At 64.8% G+C, this 11,101-nt stretch carries 9 protein-coding genes and 1 pseudogene; 4 read left to right on the forward strand and 6 right to left on the reverse strand.

Annotation, left to right across the window (positions count from 1 at the left end; translation table 11 throughout):
• Positions 1–90 precede the first annotated feature (90 nt).
• Positions 91–2,070, forward strand: coding sequence for a phosphoenolpyruvate--protein phosphotransferase (ptsP, locus tag Q0L57_RS29680; protein ID WP_296746644.1), 1,980 nt, complete (start codon positions 91–93; stop codon positions 2,068–2,070).
• A gap of 18 nt (positions 2,071–2,088) precedes the next feature.
• On the opposite strand, the gene Q0L57_RS29685 is transcribed toward ptsP, so the two are convergent.
• On the reverse strand, positions 2,089–2,853 hold the full coding sequence (locus tag Q0L57_RS29685) for a hypothetical protein (RefSeq protein ID WP_296746645.1): 765 nt from the start codon (positions 2,851–2,853) through the stop codon (positions 2,089–2,091).
• Between the two features lie 141 nt (positions 2,854–2,994).
• Between Q0L57_RS29685 and Q0L57_RS29690 the strand changes: the two genes are divergently transcribed.
• A complete protein-coding gene (locus tag Q0L57_RS29690) occupies positions 2,995–4,005 on the forward strand; it encodes a sugar-binding transcriptional regulator (RefSeq protein ID WP_296746646.1) in 1,011 nt (336 codons plus the stop codon).
• A 10-nt stretch (positions 4,006–4,015) separates the two neighbouring features.
• Here the strand turns inward: Q0L57_RS29690 and Q0L57_RS29695 are convergent, their stop codons facing one another.
• The 5 genes from Q0L57_RS29695 to Q0L57_RS29715 form a co-directional block, all read right to left on the reverse strand.
• On the reverse strand, positions 4,016–4,936 hold the full coding sequence (locus tag Q0L57_RS29695) for an ABC transporter permease (RefSeq protein ID WP_296746647.1): 921 nt from the start codon (positions 4,934–4,936) through the stop codon (positions 4,016–4,018).
• 15 nt (positions 4,937–4,951) lie between these two features.
• Positions 4,952–6,046, reverse strand: coding sequence for an ABC transporter permease (locus tag Q0L57_RS29700; protein WP_296746648.1), 1,095 nt, complete (start codon positions 6,044–6,046; stop codon positions 4,952–4,954).
• Positions 6,030–7,565, reverse strand: a complete 1,536-nt coding sequence (locus Q0L57_RS29705) for an ABC transporter ATP-binding protein (RefSeq protein WP_296746649.1) — start codon at positions 7,563–7,565, stop codon at positions 6,030–6,032. Before Q0L57_RS29705 ends, Q0L57_RS29700 begins: the two co-directional genes overlap by 17 nt.
• A 99-nt stretch (positions 7,566–7,664) precedes the next feature.
• Positions 7,665–8,759 carry a BMP family ABC transporter substrate-binding protein gene (locus Q0L57_RS29710; RefSeq protein ID WP_296746650.1) on the reverse strand — a complete coding sequence of 365 codons (1,095 nt, stop codon included), beginning with the start codon at positions 8,757–8,759 and terminating at the stop codon, positions 7,665–7,667.
• Positions 8,756–9,595 (reverse strand): GntR family transcriptional regulator, encoded by an 840-nt coding sequence (locus Q0L57_RS29715; RefSeq protein ID WP_296746651.1) that lies wholly within the window; start codon positions 9,593–9,595, stop codon positions 8,756–8,758. The genes Q0L57_RS29710 and Q0L57_RS29715 overlap by 4 nt, the downstream gene beginning before the upstream one ends.
• A gap of 251 nt (positions 9,596–9,846) precedes the next feature.
• Between Q0L57_RS29715 and Q0L57_RS29720 the strand changes: the two genes are divergently transcribed.
• Positions 9,847–10,704 (forward strand): aromatic ring-hydroxylating dioxygenase subunit alpha, encoded by an 858-nt coding sequence (locus tag Q0L57_RS29720; RefSeq protein WP_296746652.1) that lies wholly within the window; start codon positions 9,847–9,849, stop codon positions 10,702–10,704.
• 24 nt (positions 10,705–10,728) lie between these two features.
• Positions 10,729–11,101, forward strand: a pseudogene (locus Q0L57_RS29725) (aromatic ring-hydroxylating dioxygenase subunit alpha); the annotation flags it as partial.

Below are 11,101 nucleotides of genomic sequence, written 5' to 3' on the forward strand. Positions count from 1 at the left end.
GCGCCGTCTGGCGCCATAAACTGGAGCAATTCCAGGAAAAACGTGAAGCGATTTTCCGTCGGGAATTGCGTCAAGACAAAGAGTATTGCCATGGAACGCTCGACCATCGTCAGAGTGCATGAGGGTCTGCACGCCCGTCCCGCGACGCGGTTCGTGAAACTCGCCAAGGGTTTCGAATCCGATGTCGAGCTGGTCAAGGACGGCAAGGCGGTCAGCGCCAAGAGCTCGGTCAAGCTGATGCTGCTGGCAGTCAAGGAGAACCAGGAAGTCACCGTGCGCGCCAATGGCGCCGATGCGATCGAGGCGGTCGAGGCGCTGATCGGCTATCTTGAGAATCCGCGCGCCGGCCTCGATGACGAGCATGAAGCCGGTGAATCCGGCTCGGAACCCGCCGCACCGGCCCCGGAGGCAGCACCGCAGGCTGCCGCACCGGCGGATGGTACACCAAAGCTCCAGGGCGTCGCCGCCAGCGAGGGCGTCGCCATCGGGCTGGCCTTTGCCCATTTCCCGCCCGAGATCGCGGGACCGGGACGGCGCCTGCAGGCCGACGAGATCGAGGGCGAGCTCGAGCGCTTCCGAGGCGCCGTCGCCACCGTCCAGGCGCGCATGGACCGCACGCTTGCCGAGAACAATCTCTCCGCCGGCGACCGTGGTATCGTCGCCGCCTTGCGTGACATAGCCGCCGACGACAGCCTGACCGGTGAGGTCGAAAGGCTGATCGGGGGCGGCGACGACGCGGTGTCGGCCGTCATTGCCGCCGCGGCCACCATCGCCGCCGATTTCAGCGCGGTCGATGACCATTATCTCAACGCCCGCGCCGACGACGTGCATGCCGTCGGCCGGCAGATCTGCCTGGTGCTGCTCGGCCAGGACGAGGTCAGCCTGGAGACGATCCCTCAGGGCGCGATCCTCATTGCCGACGATATCGGTGCCTGGGATCTGGCGCGGGCGCCGCTGAAGCGCATCGGCGGCGTTGTCTGCGGCCATGGCGGCGCCACCTCGCACATCGCCATCATCGCGCGCTCGCACGGCATCCCGGCGGTGCTGGGTCTCGGCGACAAGATCAATGAATTGCGCGGCGCAAGGGAAGTCGCGATCGACGGCAATGGCGGGCATGTGATCGTCGACCCGGATGACGCGACACGCGCCGATTTCACCCGGCGCGTCGATGCCGCGGCGCAGGAACGTGCCGGCCTCAAGGTGTTCAAGGGCGTGACCCCGACGCGCGCCGACGGCACGGTGATCGAGGTCGCCGCCAATATCGGTTCGCTGGAGGAGATCGAGGCGGCGCAGGAAGCCGGCGCCATGGGTGTCGGGCTGTTCCGCACCGAGCTGCTCTTCATGCGTCACATGCACCTGCCGTCGGAAGACATGCAGGCCGAGACCTACAGCGCCCTGGCCAAGGCGTTCGCGCCGCATTCGGTGATCGTGCGCACGCTCGACATCGGCGGCGACAAGCCGATCGCCGGCATCGAATTTCCCGACGAGGAAAACCCGTTCCTCGGCTGGCGCGGCATCCGCATGTGCCTGGACCGGCCCGACATCTTCAAGCGTCAGCTGCGGGCGCTGCTGCGCGCGGCCGTCCACGGCAACATCAAGGTGATGCTTCCGATGGTTTCGGAGATTTCCGAAGTCACGCGCACACGTGCGCTGGTCGAGGAATGCGCGGCTGAACTCAAGGCCGAAGGCGTGCCGCATGCCGGCTTCGACCTCGGCGTGATGATCGAGACGCCGGCCGCCGTACTGGTCGCGCCGGCGCTGGCAAAGGAAGTGGCGTTCTTCTCCATCGGCACCAACGACCTGACCCAGTATGTCATGGCCGCCGATCGTCTCAATCCGACCGTCGCCAAGCTCAACGACGTCACCAACCCGGCGGTGATGGCGGCGATCGAGCTGACGGCCAAAGCGGGCGTCGCCGCCGGCATCATGGTGGGCATGTGCGGCGAGGCCGCCGGCCGACCGGATTTGATTCCGGCCTTCGTGAAGATGGGCCTGACCGAGCTCAGCATGAGCCCGGCCTCGATCCAGCGCGCCAAGAAGACCATCGCCGCCATGGCGACAGAAAAGTAGCAGATTAGGAGCCGGCGGTTACGTCAGATGCGCGAGCAGGGTGGCCAGAACCGGGGTCAACTCCTGCACCGCATTGGTACGGGCGCACGCTTGACCGATGCGATCCTCGCGCACTTCGGCGGCCAGCACCGCGATCTCCAGAATGTCCGGCTCGGGCGCGCCCTCGGCCTTGGTCGCCAGTCCGCAAGCAAGCGCCAACGGTGCAAGGCATCTGATTTCGAGCGAGCGGTCGCCGCTTCCAGCCTCGCCGAGCTGAACGGGACGGTGGCCGAGGCATTCGACGAGCAAGGCAGAGCAGGCGGCCGCGATCTGGTCGGTGGAAGCCGCGTCCGCGGTCGCGCCGGCCAGGAGGTCGGCATGGCGTCTGCGCATCGCGGCGTGCACCGCCGAAAAACTCGCCTCGTGCACGCGCGGATTGTCGACACCGTAGCCGGCGAGAATCGCCCGGGTCAGGTAATACATGTCGCGCCGAAACTGGCGTTCACCGTCGATCTGCCGGTCCTCATTGCCATCGGCGAAATAGGTCCGGAGGCTTTTTACCGTCGTGCCGTCGATCTTGAGCGGCCGGGAGTGAGGAACGAAGGATTCGGCAATCGTCAGCGCCTCGTCGACGGCGCTCGCGGCATGGCTAAGCAGGCTCTTGCCCGGGAACGGCGGCAGATTGGCTATTTCGCGTGGCGGCTCGCCCGCGCTGTCATGGCGGCTTTGGCGGATGGCGTCGCGCAGTTCCCGAAGCCGGTCCTTCAGGTTGACGCGCACATCCTCGGAGATTTGTCGCAGCATCGGTATGGCCTCGAAAAGCGGAAGCCGGTCTCACGGCTTAGGGCGTCAGCCACCCTCTCTAGATTGTTCGTGTCGATTGGTAGATCAATAGGCGATATTTAACCAGCGCGCAGAATCGACGACGGCATTGCGGAGGGGAACTTGGGCAGGCGACGGCAGAGCGAACCTGATAACAGCAGGACGGCTGGGGCATCCGAGCAGGTCGTCAACGAAAGCCGGACCGACCGCCAGAGAATTCGCGCTGCCTGGATGTATTTCGTCGAGCAGATGACGCAGAACGAAATCGCCGACGTGCTCGGCGTCGGCCGTGTCACCATCGTGCGCATGCTGGCGGAGGCTAGGGCGCGCAACGAGGTGAAGATCACCATCGAGAGCGAGCTTCTGGAGATCGTGCGGCTGGAGCGCGAGCTGGAACGGACTTTTGGCCTGCAGCAGGCGCTGGTGGCGCCGCTGACAGACCCCAATGCCGATCCGGTCCCCGCGATCGCCGCGAAGACCGGCATGTTCCTGTCCGACGCGATGAAATCCGGCATGCGGGTCGGCGTCGGCTGGGGCGTGACGCTGTTCAACACCTTGCCGTTCATCAGCGCCAAGTCGCTGACCGATTTCAGCGTCATCTCGCTGCTTGGCGGCGTCGGCGTCGCGCGTCGTGTCAACCCGGCCGAGTTCGCGTGGCGCTTCGCCCAGATATTCCAGGGCGACGGCTACCTGATGCCGACGCCGGCCGTTGTCGACAGCGTCGAGACCAAGATCGCGCTGGTCGAGCGCTGTGGCCTGCAGGAGATTTTTGAAATGGCCGATGCGCTCGACGCCGTTCTGCTCAGCGTCGGCGGCATCGCTTCGGCCACCACTTTCTCGCGCGGCGGCTTTCTCAAGGAAGCGGACCGCGAAGCGCTTCTCGCGCGTGGCGCCGTCGGCGACCTTCTGTTCCATTTCTACGATCGCAACGGCGATCTGGTCGACCATCCCGTCAACAGCCATGTGATGTCGGTCGATGTCGATCGCCTGCGCAAGGCGCCGATCCGCATCCTTACTTCCGGCGGCGCCGAAAAGACCGAGGCGCTGCTCGGCGCCATGAACCTGATCGCCCCGACGATACTGATCACCGATGAGGAAAGTGCGCGGCGCATGCTCGCGGCCAATGCGCCCTAGGCAATGGCTGTTAGCCGGCTGGCCGGAACGGCTTTGCTAGCGAGGCCGGAAAATGCAGCGCCAGCATCTGGCGGTTGCGCGAGATCAGCACCAGCACCACGATTGTCGCCAGATAGGGTAGCGCCGACAGCAATTCCGACGGGACCTGGAGCCCGAGCGCCTGGCCCTGCAACTGCAGGATCGTCATGCCCCCGAACAGCCAGGCGCCGAGAAGGATGCGCAGCGGCCGCCATGTCGCGAACACCACCAGCGCCAGCGCGATCCAGCCCTTGCCGGCGGTCATGTTCTCGACCCAGAGCGGCGTGTACGCGACCGACAGATAGGCGCCGGCGAGGCCAGCCATCAGGCCGCCGAACAGCACCGCCATGTAGCGGATTCGGATCACCGGATAGCCGATGGCGTGCGACGTCTGCGGCGATTCACCGATCGTGCGCAGGATGAGGCCTGCCTTCGTGCGGTAGAGGAACCAGCTGATCGCCACGAACATCAGCAGCGCCAGGTAGACCAGCGGGTCGAAGCGGAAGAGCAGGGGCCCGATCACCGGCAGGCCGGACAGGACCGGGATATTGACGCCGTGCAGCGCCTCGATCGGCGCGCTGCCGAAGCCGCGGCCGAGGAAGGCCGATACGCCGGAGCCGAAGATCGCCAGCGCCAGCCCGGCTGCATACTGGTTGGTTAGGAAGGTGAGCGCCAGCACACCGAACAGAAGCGAGGCGGCAGCACCCGCGAGCGCCCCGGCGATGATCGCGACAGGCATCGGATAGCCGGCCGTGACCGCCCAAAAGGCAAAGGCCGCGCCCATCAGCATCATGCCTTCGATGCCGAGGTTGAGCACGCCGGACTTCTCGACGACGAGTTCTCCAAGCGCGGCGAAGATCAACGGCGTGGCGGCGATGATGGTGCCGGTGAAGATGGCGGTGAACAATTCCATCGGTCTGCCCTCCCGCTATCGCGCCGCTTCGGGCGCATGCGCATCCTTCGCCGGCCCCACGACGCGGATGCGATAGAAGATGAAGAAATCGGCCGCGAGCAGGAAGAACAGCAGGATGCCCTGGAAGATGCGCGTCAGCGCCGAGGGCAGGGCAAGCGTCATCTGCACGCCTTCGCCGCCGAGGAAGAGCAGCGACATCAAGAGCCCGCCGAGCACGATGCCGAAGGCATTCAGACGTCCGATGAAGGCGACGATGATGGCGGCAAAACCGTAGCCGGGCGAAATTTGCGGCGAGAGCTGGCCGAGCGGCCCGGCCGCTTCCGCCATGCCGGCGACGCCGGCCGCGGCACCGCCCGCCAGAAGCCCGATCCAGACCGCCGCCGACTCGCGAAAACCGGCATAGCGGGCGGCAAGCGGGGCCGCGCCGCTCACCGACATCTTGTAGCCGAGGAAGCTGCGGTCGGTGAACAGCCACATCAGGAGCACCGCGACGACGGTGATGAAGATCGAGGGATTGAGCCTGTAGGACGGATCGAAGGACTGGAACATGGCCGCCGCCGGCAGCAGCGCGGTCTGCGGGTAGTTGAAGCCGGCGGGATCGCGCCACGGTCCGTGCACCAGGTAGGACAGGAACAGCGTCGCGATATAGGTCATCATCAGCGTGACCAGGATCTCGTTGGTGTTCATGCGGGCGCGCAGGAAGGCCGGGATCGCGGCCCACGCCATGCCGGCCGCCATGCCGGCCAGGAACATCAGCGGTAGCAAGAGCACGCTTTCGGGGTCCGGCCAGAACAGACCGACGCCGCTTGCGGCAATCGCGCCCATGGTGAACTGCCCTTCGGCGCCGATGTTCCAGACATTGGCGCGGAAACCGATCGCCAGCCCGCAGGCAATCAGGATCAACGGCGAAGCCTTGAGCAGCCATTCCGACACGCCGTTGATCGAGCTGAGCGGCTCGATGAAGAAGGCGTAAAGCGTCGGCAGCGGCTCGTGCCCGAGCGAGGCGAAGAAGGCGGAACCCACGATCAGCGTCAGCACCGAGGCCAGCACTGGCGCGGCAATGCGCATCGTGGCCGAAGGCTCCGGCCTTTGTTCAATCCTGAAGTGCAACTTTGCCACTCCTGTCCTTGCTCATCGTTCGGCCTGTCATCAGGAGCCCGATCTCCTCGCGGTCGGTGCTTGTGCGCACGAGCGGCGGCGAGACCTGCCCCTGGCAGATCACCAGCAGCCGGTCGCAGATCTCGAACAGCTCATCGAGTTCCTCGGAGACCACGAACACCGCCGTGCCTGCGCGGCTGAGGTCGACGATGGTCTGGCGGATGAAGGCGCTTGCGCCGACGTCGACGCCCCAGGTCGGCTGCGAGACGAGCAGCAGCTTCGGCGCCAGGGCGATCTCGCGCCCGACGATGAATTTCTGCAGATTGCCGCCGGAAAGGCTCTGCGCCGTCGAGCCCGGACCGTTGGCCTTGACCTTGAACTTCTCGATGATGCCAGCGGCGAAGGCGCTGGCCCGGCGCCGGTCGACAAGGCCCTTGCGGACAGTGCCGAAGCGATGCGCGGTCAGCACCGCGTTCTCCCACAGCGTGTGCGACGGCACCGCGCCCCTGCCGAGCCGCTCCTCGGGAACGAAGGCGAGGCCGAGCTTGCGACGCTCATCTGGGCGCAGGCCGGCTGCCGGTGTCCCGTTGATGGTGATCGCGTCGCCCTGGCCATGTGTGCGCTCGCCGCTGAGCAGCGCGATGAGCTCTGCCTGGCCGTTGCCGGAGACGCCGGCAAGGCCGACGATCTCCCCGCCACGCACGTCGAAGGAGATGTCCTTCAGGTCGACGCCGAAATGGTCTCGTGCCTTGGCCGAAAGGTTCTTGACCTCGAGCACTGGTCTTTCGCTGGGCCTCGCCGGGGTGACATGCATTTCCGGCAGCTTGGAGCCGACCATCATGCGGGCAAGCTCCAGCGATGTCGTTTCCTTCGGGCGCGCGGTGCCGGTGACCCTGCCGTTGCGCAGCACCGTGGCAGTGTCGCAGAGCTCCTGCACCTCGTCGAGCTTGTGGCTGATGTAGACGATGCTGCAGCCTTCGGCGGAAAGCTGCCGGAGCGTCTCGAACAGCTTGACGACGGCCTGCGGCGTCAGCACCGAGGTCGGTTCGTCAAGGATCAGAAGCTTCGGCGACTGCAGCAGACAACGCACGATCTCGACGCGCTGCCGCTCGCCGACCGAAAGGTCGTGCACCTGGCGGTGCGGGTCGATGGGCATTCCGTAGCGCAGCGAAAGCTCGCGGATCTTCTCGGCCAGCGAAGGCAGATGAAAGGCGCTGCTTGCCGACAGCGCGATGTTCTCGACCACCGAGACGGACTCGAACAGCGCGAAATGCTGGTAGACCATTTCGATGCCGAGCGCGCGCGACATCGCCGGATTGTGCGCGGTGATCAGGTTGCCGTCGCAGAATATCTCGCCGGAGTCGGCCTGAGCCGCGCCGTAGATGATCTTCATCAGGGTCGATTTGCCGGCGCCGTTTTCGCCGAGCACGGCATGGATCTCGCCGGGCTGGATCGAAAGCGAGACTTCGTCATTGGCAATGACGCCGGGATAGCGCTTTGAGATGTTGCGCAATTCTAGTCGCGGATGCATGGCGGGGTCCTGCCGGGCGTGAAGCGGGGTTGGACGGGAACCAGGCGGAGAGACGCCGAGGATCGAGCTTTGGCGTCTCTCCGGTTCTTTTGAAGGCGATCAGCTCAGCTTGCCGATCATTCCTTTGACGAACCAGTTCATGCCGCGGATGCCGTCGTCGTCCAGCACGGAGCCGGCCGCGACCTTGACCTTGCCGTCCTGATCCTTGAGCTCGCCGCCATAGGGGTGCACCTTGCCGCTGCCGATATCGGCCTCGAGCTGCTTTAGCTTCGCCTTGGTGTCGGCTGGCATGCCGTCATTGTAGGGCGCCATCTTGACGACGCCGGCGGCAAGCCCGTCCCAGCGCACCTCCGGCTTCCAGGTGCCGGCGGCGACGGCCTTCGCTGCGCCGACATAGTCGCTCGTCCAGTCGAGAACGAAGGAGGTCAGCTGCTTGCCCGAGGAGAACTTCGCCATGTCGCTGGCATAGCCGATCGACCACGCGCCGCCTTCACCGGCGACCTGAACGCCGGTCGCAGTATCGGTCATCGAGCAGATGACGTCGCAACCTTGCGAGAGCAGCGTCTTTGCGGCCTCTTTCTCCTTGCCCGGGTCGAACCAGGAGTTGAGGAAGATGGCGTTGCAGGTGGCATTCGGATTGACGCTCTGCGCGCCGAGCAGCAGCGCGTTGGCCGGGCCGACGATGTCGGGGATCGGGAAGCCGCCGATGAAGCCGATCTTGGCGGACTTCGACATGTGGCCGCCCGCCGCGCCGGCGACGAAGGTGCCTTCATAATACTTGGCTTCGAAGGTGCCGAGATTGGCGAGATGGACGATGCCCGAGCAGTGCTCGAAGGCGATCTTGGGGAAGCGCGGCGCAACCTTCTGCATCGGCGTGCCATGCGAGAAGCTGGTGCCGAAGATCAGCTGGTTGCCGGCGCTGGCCAACTCGCGGAAGACGCGTTCGGCATCCTGCGGCATGAAGATATTGTCGATGACGGTCAGCTTTGCCTTATCGCCGAATTCGGACTTGATCGCCTCGACGCCAAGGCTGTGCTGCTTGGTCCAGCCAATCTCGGCGATCGGCGAGACATAGACGACGCCGATCTTGAGCACATCATCGGCTCTGGCGATGGTGCTCAGTGCTCCGGTGCCGAGCGCGGCGCCGATCGCGCCGCTGTACTTCAGGAATCCGCGTCTCGTCAGGTCGTTCATGTGGGTAACCCTCTGTTGGTTTTCTTGGTTGATGCCCGGCTTGTCGATGCCCGGTCTTGCTTGGGGAGGTGGACATGCACGTGTGCCGCGCCGTCGCCATTCCCTGATGCCTTCTCCGGCTTCCTCGATGGAACCAATGCCGGCACGCCGTCGGCCTTGCTGTCGAGATACGGCGCCAGCGCTTCGGCAGGCGTCATTTCCGGAAACACTTCGCGGTCCATGATGTAGCCGCGCACCACGGAGCGGTGATGGGTGTCGATGAGGTCCATCGCCTGTTTCAGGCGGCCTTTTTCCAGAAGGTCGACAACCCGCGAATGGTCGTCCAGCAGGTTGCAATAGTCGAAATCGGCCGAGATCAGCGAGCGCAGCAGCGTCGTGCGGCGCACCAGCTGCGCGTGGATTTCCTGCATCACCTTGTTGCGGCTGAGGCGCACGAAAACGATGTGGAATTCCTGGCCGAGCACGTCGGCCAGCGCATCGTTGCCGTCGGCGACGGCCTGGCGCTGGCGCTCGACATGCTGGCGCAGCTCTGCCCAGCCGGCGGGGCCGAGGCGATCGCTGAGCTGGGCCGCCACGCCCTGCTCGACAAGCGTCAGCGCATCGTAGATTTCCATCGCCTCCTGCATGCTGGGCTTGGCGACGAAGGCGCCGCGATTGCGCTCGATCTGGGCCAGGCCGTCGTCGGCAAGCCTTATCAGCGCCTGGCGTACCACGATGCGGCTGACGTCGAATATCTCTGCAAGCTCGCGCTCGCCGAGCTTGCAGCCGGGCACCAGCCGGTGATCGATGATGGCGCGCGTCAGAGTGTCCGCGATCGCCTGGGAGCGGCTGCTCAAAGCGCGGACCTCCGCAAGTTCGAGGACATGATCAGCGAGCTTTCCATGGCGAAATATGCCCCGTCAGGATGCGGCATATCCCAGATTCAGATTTTCATACATCGGAAGTCAATCGTTGAAATCTGTCAACACAAAAAAGGATTTTGGCTGACAAAAAATTATTGATTGATATCCAATCTTGTGATTTCGTTGACCTCGAAACGCCGGGCTAGGTTCATGGTGAAGGGCTAGCCGAGTTGGGAGGGAAGCCGATGGCTGCCCGTTGCGTCGACCGCGAGCTGCTGAACGATTGGCATATCGTCGCGGACCAGGAATCGCTGAGCCAGGATGCGCCGTTTCCGACCCGTCTGCTCGGGGTCGATCTGGTCGTCCGCAAGCAAATGGACAAGATCGAAGTCGTGCGCGCCGACACCGCCGCCGCGCTGAATTCGGCCGAGCGCTACGGCTTCGTCTGGGCCTGTCTCGACAAGCCCTGGCGCGACATCGTCTTTATCCCCGAGGCCAACGAGGCGGATCGCCATCTGGTCAGCGGCGGGTCGATCGCGGTCAAGGTCTCCGGCCTGCGCGCGGTCGAGAATTTCCTCGATATGGGTCATTTCCCCTTCGTCCACACCGGCTGGCTCGGCGAGGAGCCGCATACCGAAGTGGCCCCCTATAATGTCGAGATCACCGCGCAGGACGAAGTGCTGGCGACGGAGTGCAAGTTCTACCAGCCTGTCGCCTCGCCGACGGCCAAGGAAGGCTTCGTCGTCGATTATATCTACAAGGTCATCCGGCCCTATACGGTTGCGCTTTACAAGAGCAATCCGATCCAGAAGCATCGGCTCGACGTGATCACGCTATTCGTGCAGCCGGTCGACGAAGAGAACTGCATCGCGCACCCTTACCTCTGCTATATCAAGGAAGGCATGGAGGCGGCGACTGTGCGCAGCTTCATGCAGCTCATCTTCGCGCAGGACAAGCCGATCCTGGAGAACCAGGTGCCGAAGCGCCTGCCGCTCGATCCGCGCGCCGAGACACCGATCCGCGCCGACGCCGTTTCGGTTTCCTATCGGCGCTGGCTGCGTGACCGGGCGGTGACCTACGGCGCCATACCGGCGCAAATCTGACTGACGTTTTTGGAAGGTAACGCCATGGCAAAATGCTCGGACACGGTGATCCTCAACCTCTGGCACCCCGTGGGTGCGATCGCCGAAGTCGCGCCTGGAGCCGTCCAGGAGACAATCCTGTTGGAGGAGCGCCTCCGCTTCGAGGTCGGCGCCCACGGTGAGCCCGTCGTATGGCGTTCGCGGCCCGATCTGCGCCGGGCCGACCAGGTCTCGACCGCCGACAGGCTCCCGGCGAGAAACGCCTACGGCTATGTCTGGACCTCGCTCGGGTCGCCGCCGGCCGAACTCTTCCCGATCCCCGAATATGCCGAGCCCGACCGCCGCCGGCTCAACGCGGCGACGTTCGGCGTCAACGTCTCGGCGCCGCGCGCCATCGAGAACTTTCTCGACATGGGCC

The organism is Mesorhizobium sp. (assembly GCF_024509055.1).
Taxonomy (GTDB): domain Bacteria; phylum Pseudomonadota; class Alphaproteobacteria; order Rhizobiales; family Rhizobiaceae; genus Mesorhizobium.

Coding starts and splice junctions, on each gene's coding strand:
- ptsP (WP_296746644.1), top strand. CDS start 91: ATGGAACGCTCGACCATCGTCAGAGTGCATGAGGGTCTGCACGCCCGT.
- Q0L57_RS29685 (WP_296746645.1), bottom strand. CDS start 2,853: ATGCTGCGACAAATCTCCGAGGATGTGCGCGTCAACCTGAAGGACCGG.
- Q0L57_RS29695 (WP_296746647.1), bottom strand. CDS start 4,936: ATGGAATTGTTCACCGCCATCTTCACCGGCACCATCATCGCCGCCACG.
- Q0L57_RS29705 (WP_296746649.1), bottom strand. CDS start 7,565: ATGCATCCGCGACTAGAATTGCGCAACATCTCAAAGCGCTATCCCGGC.
- Q0L57_RS29710 (WP_296746650.1), bottom strand. CDS start 8,759: ATGAACGACCTGACGAGACGCGGATTCCTGAAGTACAGCGGCGCGATC.
- Q0L57_RS29720 (WP_296746652.1), top strand. CDS start 9,847: ATGGCTGCCCGTTGCGTCGACCGCGAGCTGCTGAACGATTGGCATATC.